This is a genomic window from Candidatus Borrarchaeum sp. (assembly GCF_019058535.1).
GTDB classification, from domain to species: domain Archaea; phylum Asgardarchaeota; class Sifarchaeia; order Borrarchaeales; family Borrarchaeaceae; genus Borrarchaeum; species Borrarchaeum weybense.
In genome coordinates this window covers 1-17,159 of the sequence record NZ_JAHPYX010000072.1, presented here as the reverse complement: position 1 = coordinate 17,159, position 17,159 = coordinate 1, and the positions used below count along the sequence as shown (strand labels likewise).

The 17,159-nt window shown below is 35.0% G+C and carries 17 protein-coding genes; 11 read left to right on the top strand and 6 right to left on the bottom strand.

Annotated features, from left to right (window positions below; genetic code table 11):
• Positions 1-399 precede the first annotated feature (399 nt).
• Entirely contained in the window at positions 400-564 is a 165-nt protein-coding gene (locus tag QVB70_RS03895; RefSeq protein WP_287583583.1) for a hypothetical protein, read from the bottom strand.
• A 328-nt stretch (positions 565-892) separates the two neighbouring features.
• Between QVB70_RS03895 and QVB70_RS03890 the strand changes: the two genes are divergently transcribed.
• From QVB70_RS03890 to QVB70_RS03850, 9 genes are all read left to right on the top strand, one after another.
• A complete protein-coding gene (locus QVB70_RS03890) occupies positions 893-2,746 on the top strand; it encodes a tetratricopeptide repeat protein (protein WP_287583581.1) in 1,854 nt (617 codons plus the stop codon).
• Between the two features lie 88 nt (positions 2,747-2,834).
• Positions 2,835-4,007 carry a tetratricopeptide repeat protein gene (locus QVB70_RS03885; protein ID WP_287583577.1) on the top strand — a complete coding sequence of 391 codons (1,173 nt, stop codon included), beginning with the start codon at positions 2,835-2,837 and terminating at the stop codon, positions 4,005-4,007.
• Between the two features lie 96 nt (positions 4,008-4,103).
• Positions 4,104-5,297, top strand: a complete 1,194-nt coding sequence (locus QVB70_RS03880) for a tetratricopeptide repeat protein (protein ID WP_287583575.1) — start codon at positions 4,104-4,106, stop codon at positions 5,295-5,297.
• A 173-nt stretch (positions 5,298-5,470) separates the two neighbouring features.
• Positions 5,471-6,997: an NAD(P)/FAD-dependent oxidoreductase gene (locus tag QVB70_RS03875; RefSeq protein ID WP_287583574.1), complete on the top strand. Its 1,527-nt coding sequence runs from the start codon at positions 5,471-5,473 to the stop codon at positions 6,995-6,997.
• Between the two features lie 18 nt (positions 6,998-7,015).
• Positions 7,016-7,708, top strand: coding sequence for a DNA alkylation repair protein (locus QVB70_RS03870; protein ID WP_287583573.1), 693 nt, complete (start codon positions 7,016-7,018; stop codon positions 7,706-7,708).
• A 33-nt stretch (positions 7,709-7,741) separates the two neighbouring features.
• The gene (locus QVB70_RS03865) at positions 7,742-8,665 is read left to right on the top strand and encodes an RsmB/NOP family class I SAM-dependent RNA methyltransferase (RefSeq protein WP_287583571.1); all 924 of its coding nucleotides are present in this window, start codon (positions 7,742-7,744) and stop codon (positions 8,663-8,665) included.
• Positions 8,662-9,120: a hypothetical protein gene (locus QVB70_RS03860; RefSeq protein WP_287583569.1), complete on the top strand. Its 459-nt coding sequence runs from the start codon at positions 8,662-8,664 to the stop codon at positions 9,118-9,120. Before QVB70_RS03865 ends, QVB70_RS03860 begins: the two co-directional genes overlap by 4 nt.
• Positions 9,121-9,173: 53 nt before the next feature.
• Entirely contained in the window at positions 9,174-9,944 is a 771-nt protein-coding gene (locus tag QVB70_RS03855; protein WP_287583568.1) for a nucleoside phosphorylase, read from the top strand.
• A 134-nt stretch (positions 9,945-10,078) separates the two neighbouring features.
• Positions 10,079-12,316 (top strand): DEAD/DEAH box helicase, encoded by a 2,238-nt coding sequence (locus tag QVB70_RS03850; RefSeq protein ID WP_287583566.1) that lies wholly within the window; start codon positions 10,079-10,081, stop codon positions 12,314-12,316.
• A gap of 83 nt (positions 12,317-12,399) precedes the next feature.
• Here QVB70_RS03850 and QVB70_RS03845 read toward each other — a convergent pair whose 3' ends face one another.
• On the bottom strand, positions 12,400-12,585 hold the full coding sequence (locus tag QVB70_RS03845) for a hypothetical protein (RefSeq protein WP_287583564.1): 186 nt from the start codon (positions 12,583-12,585) through the stop codon (positions 12,400-12,402).
• A 148-nt stretch (positions 12,586-12,733) separates the two neighbouring features.
• Positions 12,734-13,594, bottom strand: a complete 861-nt coding sequence (locus tag QVB70_RS03840; RefSeq protein WP_287583562.1) for an arsenite methyltransferase — start codon at positions 13,592-13,594, stop codon at positions 12,734-12,736.
• Between the two features lie 471 nt (positions 13,595-14,065).
• On the opposite strand from QVB70_RS03840, the gene QVB70_RS03835 reads away from it, so the two are divergent.
• A complete protein-coding gene (locus tag QVB70_RS03835; RefSeq protein ID WP_287583560.1) occupies positions 14,066-14,503 on the top strand; it encodes an HIT family protein in 438 nt (145 codons plus the stop codon).
• 24 nt (positions 14,504-14,527) lie between these two features.
• Here QVB70_RS03835 and QVB70_RS03830 read toward each other — a convergent pair whose 3' ends face one another.
• Together QVB70_RS03830 and QVB70_RS03825 are read right to left on the bottom strand one after the other, a co-directional pair.
• Complete coding sequence (locus QVB70_RS03830) at positions 14,528-15,088, bottom strand: class I SAM-dependent methyltransferase (protein ID WP_287583558.1); 561 nt, start codon at positions 15,086-15,088, stop codon at positions 14,528-14,530.
• Positions 15,089-15,118: 30 nt separating this feature from the next.
• Positions 15,119-15,469, bottom strand: a complete 351-nt coding sequence (locus QVB70_RS03825) for a DUF362 domain-containing protein (protein WP_287583556.1) — start codon at positions 15,467-15,469, stop codon at positions 15,119-15,121.
• A gap of 120 nt (positions 15,470-15,589) precedes the next feature.
• On the opposite strand from QVB70_RS03825, the gene QVB70_RS03820 reads away from it, so the two are divergent.
• Positions 15,590-16,483 carry a hypothetical protein gene (locus tag QVB70_RS03820; RefSeq protein WP_287583554.1) on the top strand — a complete coding sequence of 298 codons (894 nt, stop codon included), beginning with the start codon at positions 15,590-15,592 and terminating at the stop codon, positions 16,481-16,483.
• 37 nt (positions 16,484-16,520) lie between these two features.
• Here the strand turns inward: QVB70_RS03820 and QVB70_RS03815 are convergent.
• A partial coding sequence (locus tag QVB70_RS03815; protein ID WP_287583552.1) for a hemerythrin domain-containing protein occupies positions 16,521-17,159 on the bottom strand: 639 nt, incomplete at its 5' end.

Sequence of the window (17,159 nt, the reverse complement as noted above, 5' to 3'; positions counted from 1 at the left end):
AAGGGAGTAGGTTCTCTTCGCCAAGGTTATCAGTCAGTACTATACGATGATCACTGAGAGTTTCCTCTCTGTTTAAACCACCGTTTACAGAGCAAGGGACTAGAGAAGCATCCCTTGGTGCGTTTTTTAACTCTCCTGATAACGTAGATACCGTCATGTTGTTTCCACCATGACCTCTCTTAGGCTAATCAACCAATTACTCTTATTCCTCACGGAACAAGCCCCTTAACTTGTTAAGGGGTGATTGACTTCTTCTAGCATTTCCATCTTAGTGAACTACCTCACGCTAAAGCGTTGAGGCATCCTGCTTCGACGCCCGAACTTGCTATGACCTAGGGGATACTATTGAGGTATTCCACGGCCTCAGTAGAGGATTTAGTCTCCACAGGCTTAACATCCCTACGTCCCGTAGGTACTGCTTTTATTTAATGCAATCGGAGTATGCACCATGTCTACAAGTATGTGTATTATCCCTCCAATTACTGTTACTATTTTCTTCATACCTTCTATATAACTATTAGGGAGACCCTTCGATGCAAGTGATGAACGTTCACACTCACTCAATTCATCACCACATTGAAGCTTTGGTGCTTGCTTGCGCAGTTACTAGTACACACACTCCTAGCTTAAGTGCAGTATTAGTCAAAAAGCGGTTTTTAGAACATTTAACGTATTTTCTTCTTGGTATTGAGAACCCGCCCACGGGTTGAGATATAAACGCTTCCTTCATATATAAGATTAGCTGTAGATTTTCCGAAAGCTGATGGGGTTTTATAAGTAATAATGTAGTATTTAACTAAGCAGACTTCAAGAACTTCAGAGGATATTTTATATCAAGAATATGAGATGTTACGTGAGTTGAAATCTGGTTATTGGGGGAGTGTATCCAAAAATGCTTGATGTTGTAAAGGCAAATTATTATTTTTGGACCGGAAAGTATCATTTTTCACAAGAGAATTATAAAAAAGCCAAAGAACACTTCGAAATAGCTGTAAAGCTTGCCCCCAAATTTGCTGATGGTTTGAATGCCCTAAGCGCCACATATAGAATGATCGGTAATTATAAGAAAGCTGTTGAATGCGCTCAAGAAGTCGTAAATCTTTATCCTAAAAATATTGAGGGATGGCGTAATTTGGGAATGGCATACAAAGAATTGGGCAAGTATAAATGGGCAATTGAAAGTTTTGACAAAGTTCTGGAATTAAAATCAGAAGATGCGCATACTTGGGTCAACTTAGGCTGGTGTAAGATGGCTATGGAGGAATATAAAGAGGCAATTGAGTGTTTTCACGCAGCATTGAAAATCAATAACAGATCTGAGAATGCTATGAATTACATGGGAGAGGCATACCAAAATCTAGGAGATTTAAGCAGAGCAATCTATTACTATGAAAAAGCTTTAGAAATAAATCCCGATCATAAGGGTGCAAAAGAAAATCTAGAACATGCACTCCATGAACTGGATCAAAAAAGAAAAGAAGTCACAAAACCTAATGAAATTCCTTCTGATTCATTTCCTGATGTCATTCCAGATACAGAAGTAATTGTTTCAGAAGATGACACTGAGGTATTTTCAAAGATTTTAATTTGTGAGAAAACAGAGAATGAAGTTGTTGTGAAACGGGGTTTTGTTCCATGGGGAGATACTATCAAGTTTGGTTTTCGGGTAGAGAATCATACTCGATATGTTATACATGACGTGGATATTAAACTGGATTACCCGAAAGATATTCTTGATCTTAAACGTGCAGAAGGATCACAAACCGAAGGTCGTCTTGTCTATCTTCAAAAAATTCGCCCAGGAGAAGCTCGTACAGCTATTTATTATTTAAGACCTAGAATCTGTACAGTCAGCAAGATTGGAGCAGTTCTATTCTACCGGGATTATCAGGATAATAGAATCATTAAAGAAGTTCCTGGGAAGTTTATTGAAGCGTGTCAGTTTGTAAAGCCGAAATTCGTGTCTCAAGATGTCTTTAAGCAAGAAAGTACAAGAGATTCGTTAAAAAAGAATTCTATTGTTCTAGAAAATGTTGAAGATTTTGATGTTCTCATTCAAGAAATTCAAAGGATCTGCGGCTTATCTTTAGTAAACGTAAATGAGGATAACGCACAGTTTTCTGGTGAAAGTTTAAAACATGAATTTTTCGGTCTCCTACTCAAGAAGGTAGGAAATGATGCAGAACTAACAGCTTTGTCACCAGCAGAAAAATTAATTGTCGGATTTCTTAATGAAATTGCTAAAAAACTGCATACAACAATTTCAAGAATTGAAGAGCATGATATGGCTATTAGGGAAAAACTTGGTGAGATTGCGAAAACAATTCCTCTTCCATCACGCGTAGAAGTGATATCAGGAAAGTTGAGGGACACGCTTCGGCTAATTTTTACGTGTAGCTGCAACGGAGAACATATAGGTGAAATTCGCGATAAAGAATGGCGAAAATGGGTAAAACTGTTAGCATATGGAATTAAACTTGGAGCGAAAATTGTAGTAGGAGACTATGGACATGCAACTACAGATTTACAGCAAGCATTAGATCTCTATAAGCAAAAGGAAACGATTCCAGATCAAACTTTTTTTCTTACACAAAAGGAGAAAGATAAATTACTGGAAAAACTTAGAGCATCGAAAATTTTTGAAGAAATTCACTATTGCCCAGAATGCATGGGCTGGGTTTGCTTGCAATGTTGGGATATGGACAATAACTTATGTAAAATGCACAGTAAAGCCCCTAAAATGTGATCCATCAAACTCGATCAGCTCTCCCTCCACAAAATTTATTATTCACCGGGAAGGGGATTTTCTTAGCATAAGAATGAGTGAAGCTAAAATGCTAAACAATATTCATCTTGAGAAAGGAAAAACCTATTATGATCAAGGAGAATATAAAGAATCCATTAAAGAATACAAAAAAGCCTTGGAAGAATCAGAAGATATCTATATTGCATGGATATTTTTGGGAAAGGCACATGGAAAGCTAGGTGAACATCAGCAGTCTATTGATTGCTATCAAAAAGCAATGGACATCGATGCTACAAAAGCAGATGCTTGGGTGCTCATGGGTGGTTCATACTACTATTTAGGCAAATATAAAGAAGCCATTGACTGCTATCATCACGCGGCTGAAATCAAGCCTGATAATGCAGATACATGGCTTCTTATGGGTGTAGTTTACAGCACTTTAGACAAGCATGAAAAAACCATTGATTGCTATCAAAAAGCACTTGATATAAACCCAAATGATCCTGATGCTTGGTATGGCATGGGTTTGGTGTATGAAGAATTATTTATGCATACCAAAGCCATCGAATGCTTTCAAAATTCATTGGAAATAACACCTGTGTTTTCAGATCCTTGGTACAAAATGGGAATCGCTTATAGTAAATTAGGTGAGCATCAGAATGCGGTTAATTGTTATCATCAAGTTTTAAAAATCAATCCTGAAGATACAATTACCTGGTATGATATGGGTATAGCGTACGGGGAGTTAGGTGAATATAACAAAGCAATTGAATGGTATGAAAAATTCTTGGAAGTGAAGTCGGGAAATTCAGACCTCTGGTACAATTTAGGAGACGCTTACTACCATTTAGGCGAATATAATAAAGCTGTTGACTTTTATCAGAAAGTGCTAAAAATCAATCCTGAATCTGCAAAAGCATGGTATAATGTAGGAGAAGCTTATGGAAAATTAGGTGATCGTGATAAGGCAATAGAATATTGCCAGAAAGCCGTGGAACTCAATCCGAGGAATACAGATCCATGGAATCTTTTAGGACAACTTTATTATAATTTAGGTGAGTACGAAAAGGCAGTAAAATACTATCAACAAGCGTTGAATATTGAACCTGAGAATGCAAAATCATGGGAACTTTTAGGAATTGCCTGTGAGGCTTTGAATGAATTCAAAAAGGCGATCAAATATTATGGAAAGGCGCTAGAACTAGATCCAGAATTGGTCTTGGCTAAAAGGAATTTAGAAATATTAGAAAGCATCCAGTGAAACTTCATAGTTAGATGGGTTTTTTATTTAGCACAAGACTAAACAAAATATCTCAATGTTATTCGAAAAATGATTACTCAATAGATTGATAGAGGGATGCAGATAAGCCCTAAAAATATGATTGACAAAGGAAATAAACACTATAAAGAAGGAAAATATAAAAAAGCTATAAAAGAATACGAAAAAGCATTAAAGGTTAACGAAAATAACAAACAGTCTATTATTTTAGCGCTTATGGGAAAAGCATATGGGAAACTGGATGATTATAAGAAAGCGATTGAATGTTATCAAAAAGCCTTAGAAATAGATTATGAATTTGTAGATGCTTGGATACTCATGGGTGGTGCCTATTACTATTTAGGTGAATATGAAAATGCAGTAGGAGCATACCATAGAGCTTTGGATGTAAATCCTAACAATTCAGATGCCTGGCTAATGATGGGAGTGGCTTATGGGAGGTTAAATGATTATAAAAACATACTTCATTCCTATGAAAAAGCACTGGAAATCGATCCAGAGAAAGCTGATGCGTGGTATAGTTTAGGTGTAGTATATAGTGAGGTGGGAGATCACAATAAGGCATTTGAATGTTTTAAGAAAGCAATAGATCTTAAATCAGATCATGTTGATGCATGGTATAAAATGGGGGTCTCATATGGAAGGCTAGGTGAACACAGAAATGCTATTAACAGTTATCAAGTAGCGTTAAAATTTGATCCTCAAGATGCTGATGCATGGTATAGTATGGGAGTAGCCCATGGTGAGATAGGTGAGCATACAAGATCTATTGAATGTCTTGAAAAAGTGCTTGAAATCAATCCTGATTATTTAGATGCATGGAATCTTATTGGTCTGGCCTATGATCATTTAGGAGAGCACAAAAAAGCAATTAAATGTTTTCAAAAAGCTATTAAAATCAATCCGAAATTCGCCAAAGCTTGGTATAATATGGGTGTTGTTTATGGAAAACTAGGAGATCATAGTAAAACTATTGTAAACTGTGAAAAGGCACTAAGAATCGACATAATGTATGTAGATGCATGGAATCTAATGGGAACTGCTTTTTACTATTTAGGAAAGTATCATAATGCTATTAAACAATTTGAAAAAGTAGTAGAGATCGATGCAAATAATGCAAAAGCGTGGGGGCTTATGGGACTTGCTTACAGAGCGTTAAATCGACACAAAAATGCGTTAAAGTGTTATAAAAAAGCATTAGAAATTGATCCTAATTTGCTTTTTGTTAAAAGGAATTTAGAAGACTTAAAACAATTCCTTAATCTCAAATAATAAATACCCACAATTCTGATTTTTGTAGGAAAGGATCGGGGCTTCCTTGAGGCGTAGCAGTGAAAAACTACATTTTATACATATGAAATCATTAAGATATATTTTTGAATTTTAATGAGGGTCGCATTTTCAAAAATAGAAAATAAAACAAGATGTATTCAGGTGTGTATGGATTGTATAATGTCATAGTTATTGGTTCGGGGATTGGTGGGTTAACATGTGCGGCAAAGTTAGCTAAGAATGGTAAGAAGGTATTGTTGTTAGAAAAAATGCGCGTTATCGGTGGAACTAGCCACATTTTCAAGAGAGGCGAGTTTTATTTCCCAATGGGCCCCTTATCATTTAGTTATCCTGATTTGCTAATTGAAATATTAACGGAACTTGGAATTGAGGAGAAGATTGAATTCCGTAAGAATAACTTTCAACTGATAACGCCCCTTTTTGATATTGTGTATTCCCAGCCAATTCAAGAATTAAGAATAAGTCTGAAAAAAATTTTCACCGAGGAGCAAGATGGGATTGATAAATTTCTTGATGAACTAGAAAAAATCATGAAAGCTACCGTTAACGTTCACCAATGGCACCCAGATTATTTAATCGGAAAAAAGAGAGACAACGCACGTAAGAACTTACTCTTAAAATATAAGCATGAGTTTGAACTTATAGAAAAATATTCCAAAATTTCAGCTAAACAAATACTCGAAAAATATATTTCTAATGAGATATTACAGAATTTTCTGGGATCTCAAGGCACATATAGACCCAATATGTCTATGTTACTACTTGCAATTATGTGGTGCTTAATTTCAGAAAAAGGGATATGGTATCCCTCATGCGGAATGCACGGAATTAACCGATCAATCTATGATACATTTCTAAATTATAATGGGGAAGTTAAAGTAGCTTCGCCCGTCAAAGAAATTTTAATCGATAGAAATAACCGTGTAACTGGTGTAAAGACCATAAAAAACGAAATCTTTGAATCTAAATGGGTAATATCAAATGCTGATTATAAGAGGACTTTTTTAGAGTTAGTAGACCCCAAGAAAATTCCGGAAGAATATTTGAATGTGATTAAGGATGCAGCCTTTTTCGATTCAGAATTCTGTGTCTATTTAGGTGTTGATTCAAAGAAAGTTGATTTAAGCAAAATCAAAGCCCAACGTGTTTATTTTCGTAAAGAAATAAAACCACCTGAGAAATTTGACTTAGAAGACTTTGATAATCGAGAAATTGAGATAAGTTTTTGGTCAGAAAATGCACGCGATTCTGCACCCCTTGAAAAATTAACCTTAGTTCTTCGTTCAGGTTTTCCTTATGAACCCTTTGCTCATTGGAAATTAGGCGAAATGAAACGTAAAGAGGGATATATTTCTTATAAGAAACAATTAGCTGAGAAGCTAATAAAAACCGCTGAGAATATTATACCAGGCTTATCTTCTGCAATTGAAGTTATGGATAGCGGAACTCCGCTAACTTATGAAGACTTTAGTCAGCGATTTCAGGGTTCTATAGCAGGCTGGTCATGGAATGTAAATGAATCTAAAAAACTTCCAGGCAAATTATTGATAGAAACTCCAATTGAAAATTTATTAATGGTAGGTATGTATGCTGCCTCCGAACTGTTCTTAGGTGGTTATCCCACAGCAATGTACACTGGTAACTTGGCTGCTGATTTAGTTATTGAAAGATCACCCTAATAATGGTGGAAGATTTTAATGCAATTTGAAGAAGTTTTAGATAGACTTAAGACTTTAGCTAATCCAGAAGCAGTAGACAAGATGAAAAGGTTTGGAATTACTGCTAACAATACATACGGTGTATCAATACCCGATTTGAGAATTTTATCAAAAGAAATTGGTAAAAATCATCCTTTAGCATTAAAACTATGGTCGTCTGGTATCCACGATGCTAGATTACTTGCCAGCCTGATTGATGACCCTAAGAAAGTAACTGAACAACAAATGGAAAGTTGGGCGCAAGATTTTAATTCTTGGGATATTTGCGACCAATGTGCCAATAATCTTTTTAGAAAAACTCAATTCGCCTATCAAAAGGTAGCTGAATGGAGTAGCAGAAAAGAGGAGTTTATTAAAAGGACTGGTTTCGCTATATTAGCGTCTCTAGCGGTTCACGATAAAAAGAAAGAAGATAAAGAATTTATCAAATTTCTTGAGATTATCAAAAGAGAAGCAACTGATGAAAGAAACTTTGTTAAGAAGGCAATTAATTGGGCATTAAGACAAATTGGAAAAAGAAATCTTATTCTTAATAGGAAGGCTATTGAAACAGCTACAGAAATAAAAACAATTAACTCTAAAAGTGCCAAATGGATTGCTTCTGATGCAATTAGGGAGCTAACAAGTGAAAAGATTCAAAAAAGATTAACAAGAAGTTTTAAGACAAAATAATATTAATCCTTTTCACTAGAATTTTGTGATGTTATGAAACTGATTATTCCAGATCAATTTATTGAACGATATGGACAAATTGTTGATGATCAAGATGCTTTTTTCACAAGTTTACTCCAACATCTTCCTAAAACCTTTCGTGTCAATACTTTAAAGACAGACAAACAAGTTGTGAAAGAGAGGTTCGAAGAATATGGTATACATCTCAAACAAGTACCTTGGCATTCAGATGCCTTTATTTCGCAAAACAATTCTATTGGCAACACTTTGGAGAACTTCTTAGGTTATATCTACATTCAAGAGTTAACATCAATGTTGCCTCCTCTAATATTGCATGCAGAACTTCAAAATTCAGAATTTGTTTTAGATGGTTGTGCAGCTCCTGGATCAAAAACTACTCAACTTGCAGCAATGATGAAAAATAATGATATAATCATCGCTAATGATATTGACTATAACAGGATTCGTGCTTTAAAATTTAATATCGAAAAAACTGGCTCGTTGAATGTTGTCATCACGAATCGAGATCTACGGCTTTTTCCAGGAAAAAACTCTTTTGATGTTATTTTAGTTGATGTACCCTGTTCTTCAGAAGGAACTATTAGAAAAAACCCTACCATGCTATCAAAATGGTCTAATCAGAAAAAAAGGATCCCAGGCTATGCAAACCTTCAACAACAACTTATTGTCAAAGCATTTAATCTTTTAAAACCAGGAGGGTGCCTAGTCTATTCTACATGTACATTTGCTCCAGAAGAAAACGAAGGAGTCATCAACTGGCTACTAGAAAATCATCCTGCTTCAATAGAAAGGATCAATATCCCGAAAATGAAACTCTCACCTGGAATTCTTGAATACAATGGTAAGCAATTTAATTCAGAGATCAAGAAAACTGTGCGGATCTGGCCACATCATAACGATACAGATGGATTTTTCATTGCTAAGGTGAGAAAATGATTATCAAATGTTCCCCTCAGGATCAAGAAAAGATTCTTATTTATTTTGAAGAACGATTTGGGATCCAAAGACAATTATTTGAAGATTTTAGGTTTTATTCTGCTTCAAAAGGTAGAATCTATATTGGTCCGAAAAATCTTATTGAAAAGCCAAAACCAGTTACTGGCGGCATCCTTATCGCAAGAATTAGTCGTGACATCAAACCTACTACTATTTTTTTACAGTTCTTTGGAAAGAATGCTACCAAAAACAAGATCAGACTCAATAAAGAACATACAATCCGTTTTATACAAGGAGAAAATTTGGATCTTACTAAAAATGAAGTTCAAGATGCATTAAATGGTTATGTTTTGATCACCTACCTTGATTTCCCAGTCGGGTGTGGCTTATTGAAAGGACATCATATCAGAAATATGATTCCGAGACCAAAGCTTTTAGATTTGGAATTCTTATAAGTTTTCTTAATTGAATGCTAAATTATATATAATATCAAATTAACTGAAAGATAATGTCATTTCCAAATCTGAAAAACAAACATAAAGAAGCTGCACTGCTTACACCACAGAAATATTTGGACTACTTAAAGAAAAGAGGAAAGTATCCGGATTATAAACCACCTAAAGGAGTGATTCTTTTATTTCAGAAGGAATTGTTGGAGTATATAATAAAAAATCACGAAATAGTAAAAGTTCGTGGCTTCCATGGAGACTTCTATCTATTAAAAGAAACAGATAACAGGATAGGTGTCCTTGGAAACTTCGGCTGGGGGGCTCCTGTAGTGGTAATACTACTGGAACAACTCATTGCTTTTGGTGTCAAGGAATTTATTTCGGTTGGTATAGCAGGATCATTACAAAAAGATCTTAGAGTTGGCAATATCATTATTTGTGACAAAGCAATAAGGGACGAAGGCGTATCTCATCATTACATTAAATCATCAAAATATTCCTTTGCTTCAAAAACATTGACTAAAAAGATAGAAGAAGCATTAACTAGATTTAACTTAGAGTATTCGGTTGGGACCACATGGACTATCGATACTCCTTATAGAGAAACAATAACGGAAGTTAAGCAGTATCAAAAAGAAGGAGTTTTAACAGTTGATATGGAAGCCTCAGCAATTTTTTCAGTAGCAGAATACAGAGGTGTTGAGGCAGGATCTATTTTTACAATTAGCGATTATTTAGCAGAACTGGAATGGGAACTTAAATTCCATTTGACCAAAGATCATTTAGAAACTCTCTTTCAAGTTGCTAAAGAAGTCTTATTAGATTCTTAAAGAGAATTAGAACTCCTGATTCAAGAAGTTTTTAATTTTGTGGTTTTCTTGAGGGCAATTTATTTGCTTTTTTAATATTTGCTGGTTTTTTTAAATTAGGATTTCTTATATATGTTAGAAGAGTTGTATAGATTATGTCAGCGCTTGAATTATTGTCAGCATATCCCCAAATCGTCGAAATCATGAAGAAACAACGTATTAGTGATTTTAGAGAATTTCAAGAGCAAGCTATAGAAAAAGGTTTGTTGAAAGGAAAAAATCTATTAATCTCAGCCCCTACAGGTTCAGGTAAAACTCTTATTGGTGAGTTAGCGATTCTTAAACATCTTTTAGGTAATGAAAATCAAAAGGCACTTTTTCTTGTTCCACTAAAAGCTGTTGCTGATGAAAAATATGATGAATTTTGTAGGAAATATGAGGATTTTTTTGCCGTTAAAGTCTCAACAGGTGATTTCGAGACTATTCCAGAGGAATTAAGCGCTGCAAATTTAATTATAGCTACTTATGAACGATTTGATAGTTTATTGCGAACCAAACCGGATTGGTTACCGGACATAGCTGTAATTGTTATTGATGAAGTTCATATGATTGGTCAAAAAGAGAGAGGTTCAAGGTTAGAAAGTGTCATTATTCGTTTAAAGGAATATCTCCCGTATACACAGTTAATTTGCTTAAGCGCGACAGTAAAGAATTGGGAAGAGTTATCTGACTGGTTACAAGCATATCCAATAATTTCAAATGAAAGAACAGTACCGTTAACAATTAAAACCCTTGTATCTAAAAATAAAAATAAACTTAATTTGATACTTAAGCTTGTAGAAAAAACGATTTTAATAAACGGGCAAGTATTAATTTTTGCTATGACAAGGAGAGATGCTGAATTTTTAGCTGAACGTATAGCAAATCAACTAGAACGTATTTTGAAGCCAAAAGGTAATGAAATTGATGCAGATCTTGTATCAAATCTATCTATTAAATTAAAAACCATACTGCCAAAAGGTGTTGGATATCATCACGCAGGGCTTATTTCAAGTGATAGGAAAATTGTAGAGAGTTATTTTAGACAAGGTATTATTAAAGTAATTGTTTGTACAACAACTCTTTCTGCAGGTATCAATGTTCCGGCAAGGCTTGTTGTAATAAAGGATATAAGAATAGGTGATTCGGAAAAACCACTTAGAACACTCACATCAAATGAAATATTTCAGATATTAGGAAGAGCAGGGCGTCCAGGATTAGATGAAGAGGGAATAGGGATTATATTAGCAGAGGATAAGAAAGACAAAGAGTTTATTGAGGCATATATGTATACTCAAACTTCTGTGGGCGAGAAAATCGAAGACTATGAACCTATCCTTAGTCAATTTAACAATGTTTCCACTTTACGTGAGCAAGTACTCGTAAAGATATACGAGAAACGAAAATATGGATTAACTGAAGATGAACTAATATCATTCTTTAAACGAACATTTTGGGCATACTTAGAGCAAAAATCTAATAGCGATGCACTTCCAAAGTATGCAGGGAGAGGAATTGAAGAAATCTTATCTGATATTGAATCCACAGAATCGATTGATAAGGCAAAGTTACTGTTCTCCGATATTGAGTTGCTTAGTGCTTCAAAAAATAGATTACTTGGTAGAGTTGGAAATTACATAGTTTCTTTTGATGAAAATAAGGGCCATTATTGTAATTGTGGAATTAAGAATTCAAAAATGTGCCTTCATCGTATAGCGTTCTCATTATTCTGTGATGCTCACAAAGAACTAGAAGCCTACAAAAAGACTATTGTGAGAAATGCGCTTGAAAAAGATATCTTTACTTATTTAAACCAAGCAAATATGATAAAAATAAGAGATGGAAAATATTTTGTCACCGACTTTGGTAGGGCTGCAGTGCTGCATTATATTCGACCTGAAACAAGCCAAATCATACGTAACGTTCTTCTTAATACTTCAGTTTACACAACAGAAAACATTCTTTTGCTGGGAATGAAAATCCTAACAGAGGAGTTTTCTAGCAAATATTTAGCTACTGAGTTATTTGATTGCGTCTGGGATTGGATCAATGAAAGAGAATTAAATGAGGCCCTCAAAATCATTGAGCCTGGGGATTTTGAATCAATTAGATCTTCAATTAATTGGATTCTTAATGCTATCTTAGGAATAGGACGTAGCATGAGCAGTGATATTGAAAAGGCATTAGAAAAAATTGTGAAATCTTTAACTGAACGAATTCGGGTAGGTGTCAAAGAGGAGTTAATCGCCGTCTCACCATTTTTTGAGTACACTGAAAGAAAGAAACTAAGACGCTTATACGAACTTGGTATTAAAACCGTTGCAGATTTAATCAATAAAAAAGAGGTAATTTGAAATCTTTGCTACCTTGAAAAGGCACTAACCCTCAATATCAAATTCATCTTTTGTGTTACTGCAAAAGTAAATTATTGATGAATTTAGCTTCCCCTTGTCATAGGTGAACCACAGTTAGGACATTTCATCGAATAACAGGGTTGTCCTACTATATGTTGAGCTGTGTAGCCGCAACTAGGACATACACATTGTCCTCCAGGACCAAGACCATATCCACCGCCTCTTCCTCTGCCTCCTCCTGCTCCGCCACCTCGTCCTCTTCTACTCATAAGTTCTCATCTCCTTAGATACATCTCACTACTATTAACACTATTGTTTATACTTATTTAAACTTAATCGGCAGGAAGTCCCCTTCCGATAGGGTGAGGTAGTTTACAGAAGGAATAAAATGAATTCCCTCATCCTTAACGATGATCACTATTTGATTATAATTGGTTTGATCCCATTGAGTTTTATACTCACTGCCGAATTAATCGCATCTTCTACTGTTTCAAGTGGAATTTTTAACTCATCTATAATTCTTTTTACAGTCGGGTCATTAGTAACGCATTCCGCAGGGAAGGCTGTTTCATCAATTATATTTACTTCCTCAAATCCTGCAATCTGTATTAGATTAAGGTATTCGTCCTTCATAATCGCTCCGGAAACACAACTAACATAGGCTTCAACGGATTTCTTTATGAAATCTGGAAGTTCTTTCAATAATACAATATCAGAGACCATCAACCTTCCTCCAGGCTTTAATACCCTATATGCTTCTTCAAAAACTCTTTTTTTATTTGGTGAGAGGTTAATTACACAATTTGAAATAACGACATCTACTGAATTATCAGCTGCAGGAAGATTTTCGATCTCTCCAAGCCTAAATTCTATATTTTCGTAATCTCCTTTTCTTGCATTCATTCTGGCTTTGTCTATCATTTCTGGTGTCATATCTACGCCAATCACTTTACCATCTTTTCCTACTCTGTTTGCTGCAAGAAAACAGTCAAAGCCAGCACCTGAGCCAAGATCAAGTACGATTTCACCTTTTTGTAATGAAGCGAGAGCAACGGGATTGCCGCATCCGAGTCCTAGGTTTGCTCCTGCAGGAACTTCCTTGAGTTCTTCTTCAGTGTATCCCACCATTTTACTCATATCTTCTAATGTACTAGTGCCTCCTTCACAGCAAGAATCTACTGAAGGGCAACAGGAACTCTCTTCTTTAATTACCTTAGCATAACCCTCTCGTACCATCTTTTTTATTTCAACTTCTTTTTTTTCATCCTCTGGATCCATTTTTATCACATTTTTCTTACATTCTCATAATATGTCTTTTATCACTGGTCCAAGTAAATCCTTAATCATGTTTGGCATCTTTATCCTTGCTTCGAATTGTAGGCGCAGTACTACCTCCATGACAACAATCGCAAAGATATTCCTGCCAATCTAAGTTGTCCCAATCTATCTCTTTTAGTTTTTTCTCCTGTTCATAATTACCACCGCAAGGAGACCCCCCAACTTGTTAGGGGGTGATTGACTTAATCTCATTCTCTCTCTTATTTTTTCGTTCAAAAAATGTCCTCCTGAATATTCACAGAACCTTAAATTTCAATTGATAGCCTCTTGTATCAGAGAATGAAAAATAAAAACTTTGTTAAAGTGGCATCGGTGTTATTTCATTTCTTTTCTTGGTTTAATGTTTTCGTATCTCATTACTTTTTAAAGGTAAATCAGTTAAAGATAATTCAGCTTAAGGAGAATGAAGGGATGCTTATGGAACAAAATTGTGTGTTCTGCGAAATTATAAATGACAAAAAACCTGCGAGTATCGTGTATTCAGATGAAAAAGTACTCGCATTCATGGTAATCCGACCAATTAACCCTGGACATCTAGTAGTGATTCCAAAAACTCATGCTCCTGGCTTATCAGAATTAGACGAAGAAATGGGTGCACATATGTTTAAGGTCGCATTACGCATCGTAAAGGCAATTAAAAAATCAGGAATAGAATGCGAAGGAATTAACCTATTTCTATCCGACGGCAAGGCGGCGGCTCAAGAAATATTCCACATCCACCTACATGTAGTTCCTCGCTTTTTTGGAGACGGATTCGAGGTGAAATATGGTCCAAATAACTTCTTAGAGCCACCAAGAGAAGAGCTGGATAAAATTTCTACTATGATAAGAAACTCATTAAAAGAATAGACTTGTTAGAGAAACTATTTGCTTTTAATTGATCTTCTTAAAATTAAAGACACAACCCTGAGTAAGCCAGTCATAGTGGATGATTTTATTACAATATTTTTTTTCGAAGATAAAGCCAGAATCTTGGATTTCTTTGATAACAGCATTTAAACGCATGTTTCTAAATTCCCACATTGGAAAATCTTCAGCTGTATGTTTGGGATAGATTGAAAGCAAAGCATTTGACTTTAAGACACGGTGAACTTCAGTGTATAATATTTTCCTTTCATATTTTTTTAAATAGTGCAAGACATCATAAATTAATGCTGCATCGATTGATTTGTCCTCTAAATCAAGTCTTAATTCTCCAGAGGTCCCAATTGGTCTAATACTCACTAAATTTAGAAAAATTGCTTTTTGCTCTAATTTGTTCAAATCATTGTGATCTTTATCGATGGCATAAACTCTGCCTCTGATCCCAACAATAATTGCCGCAGGGATACTGTAATGACCAACTCCCGAACCGAAATCTAAAACAGTCTGGCCTTTTCTAATGCCAATTTTCCTTAGAAACCTTACTCCCTTTTCTTGTTCCCACCTTTCCATTTCATCTCTCATTCTAGCGGTTCGACCTCGTTATAACTGCCCTTTCAACAATTCTATTTGCTCGATTGTCTTTTCTGCGACTACTTTTTCTTTGTTGAAATACTTACCAATTCTTATGAGGAATGCCCTTCTTTCTTCTATTTTATCATAATATTCTAACAGCTTTTTTGTCCACTCTACGTTGGCTTCCACGTCTTCAGGTATTTTTTCACTATCATGTCTTATTGCCTCTTCTGGACATATATCATGACATATTCCGCAACGAACACAAAGTTCTTTATCTATATGTGCTGTTTCGTTTTCCAAATAAATTGCATCAACGGGACATTCATCAATACAAGTTTCACAACCAACACAATCTTCTTGTTTTATCCATGGCATATTATATCCACCCAAAACACATTATTTGAATTATTTAATATGAACTACAATTTCATAAAAATTTAAAAGTCTTCGTGCTACAGCTTATTCGTTTACGATATCAAGCGCATAGGGATACATATGAAGAAGGATTTCATAACATCATGGCAAATAGAAAAGGATATTACTTCACAATTAAGAAATGAGTTTAATGAACATGGCCTAACACCACAGGCAGTCAGTCTTTTTCAAAAAATCATTTATAACTACTATCAAGAAAATGGACGTAAATTTCCGTGGAGAGAAACGAAGGATCCCTATTATATTCTGGTTTCAGAAATCATGCTTCAGCAAACTCAAACGAAAAGGGTTATCAAGAAATATGAACAATTTATCGAAGCGTTTCCAGATTTTGAATCACTGGCTAAGGCGTCTCTCCGTGAAGTACTTGAATTATGGCAGGGGCTGGGATATAATCGAAGGGCTAAGGCTTTAAAAGAAACAGCAAATATGGTAGTAACGGATTTTAAAGGTAAACTTCCTTCCTCTCCAGATATTTTGATAAAATTTCCAGGCATCGGTGAATATACGGCTTCTGCAGTTGCTACCTTTGCCTTCAATAAGCCTACGGTATTTATCGAAACAAATATACGAAGTGTATTTTTACACTTCTTCTTTAGTGATAGAGATGATGTTAAAGATGCCGAAATTTTTCCTTTGATAGAAAAAACTCTCGATGCTTCAAATCCTCGCATATGGTACTATATGGTGATGGATTATGGGGTTCTACTTAAAAAACGATATAAAAATCCCACAAGACGAAGTGCCCATTATAGAAAACAGAAATCTTTCAAAGGATCTAACAGAGAAATTCGAGGAATGATTTTAAAAGCACTTCTAAAAGAAAAAAGTCTCTCTGAATCAGAAATGATTAATAAACTTGGTGTAGAATCAGAAAAAATAAAAAGAAATCTCAAGCAGTTACAAAAAGAGGGTTTGGTAAAGAAAACCGAAGAAGAGTTTCAATTACCATAAGTTTTATTGTCTATATTGTTTTAGAGTTATTAATGAATTAGCCTGCACCTTCAAGATGTTCAACAATGTTTTCGTATTTCTCATGTATCATTTTTCTGTCGAATTCCCATGATTCCTGAAGCATGTCATCTTGTTCTTGTTTACTGAAATAGTCCATTACTGGTATGAAAAACCTCTTGTCTTCCTTTTCGATATGAGCAGGATAAAGTTCAATAAGATCACTTAAACGATCTATAACATCCTTTAAAGCATTTTTACTGCCCTGCATAAAGCTATCTTTAGCCTTAAGCAGATTGCCCACAGTTTTTCTTGCATAAACATGTTCTTCTACTAATTCATCCATAATTTTTTGATGTTCAGGCGAGAGTAGCTTTTTTTTAAGTTCTCGAAAAAGAATATCTTCTTCTTTACCATGGTGTGTTCTGTCTGCATATGTCCTAAAAAAATCAACTGCAGTTTCAATTAAAACAGGATTCACTTCGTTTGTATTGTTAATTCTACGGAGTTCTTCTTTAAGTACAGGAACTATACGTTCGATAAGTCTGTGTTCAATCATTAAAGGACCGATTGGCATCATAAACAAATCTCCTCCTATTTTAGATAATGATAAACGAGCCCAATTATCTTTTAAATTTGTTATATAGGCAAATCGGTTACAAATTCTTGAAGTTACGTT

Excerpts from the sequence above, each read along its gene's own strand:
- QVB70_RS03855 (WP_287583568.1), top strand. The coding sequence starts at position 9,174 with ATGTCATTTCCAAATCTGAAAAACAAACATAAAGAAGCTGCACTGCTT.
- QVB70_RS03850 (WP_287583566.1), top strand. The coding sequence starts at position 10,079 with ATGTCAGCGCTTGAATTATTGTCAGCATATCCCCAAATCGTCGAAATC.
- QVB70_RS03860 (WP_287583569.1), top strand. The coding sequence starts at position 8,662 with ATGATTATCAAATGTTCCCCTCAGGATCAAGAAAAGATTCTTATTTAT.
- QVB70_RS03865 (WP_287583571.1), top strand. The coding sequence starts at position 7,742 with ATGAAACTGATTATTCCAGATCAATTTATTGAACGATATGGACAAATT.
- QVB70_RS03830 (WP_287583558.1), bottom strand. The coding sequence starts at position 15,088 with ATGGAAAGGTGGGAACAAGAAAAGGGAGTAAGGTTTCTAAGGAAAATT.
- QVB70_RS03890 (WP_287583581.1), top strand. The coding sequence starts at position 893 with ATGCTTGATGTTGTAAAGGCAAATTATTATTTTTGGACCGGAAAGTAT.
- QVB70_RS03840 (WP_287583562.1), bottom strand. The coding sequence starts at position 13,594 with ATGGATCCAGAGGATGAAAAAAAAGAAGTTGAAATAAAAAAGATGGTA.
- QVB70_RS03880 (WP_287583575.1), top strand. The coding sequence starts at position 4,104 with ATGCAGATAAGCCCTAAAAATATGATTGACAAAGGAAATAAACACTAT.
- QVB70_RS03870 (WP_287583573.1), top strand. The coding sequence starts at position 7,016 with ATGCAATTTGAAGAAGTTTTAGATAGACTTAAGACTTTAGCTAATCCA.
- QVB70_RS03820 (WP_287583554.1), top strand. The coding sequence starts at position 15,590 with ATGAAGAAGGATTTCATAACATCATGGCAAATAGAAAAGGATATTACT.
- QVB70_RS03845 (WP_287583564.1), bottom strand. The coding sequence starts at position 12,585 with ATGAGTAGAAGAGGACGAGGTGGCGGAGCAGGAGGAGGCAGAGGAAGA.
- QVB70_RS03825 (WP_287583556.1), bottom strand. The coding sequence starts at position 15,469 with ATGCCATGGATAAAACAAGAAGATTGTGTTGGTTGTGAAACTTGTATT.
- QVB70_RS03885 (WP_287583577.1), top strand. The coding sequence starts at position 2,835 with ATGCTAAACAATATTCATCTTGAGAAAGGAAAAACCTATTATGATCAA.
- QVB70_RS03835 (WP_287583560.1), top strand. The coding sequence starts at position 14,066 with ATGCTTATGGAACAAAATTGTGTGTTCTGCGAAATTATAAATGACAAA.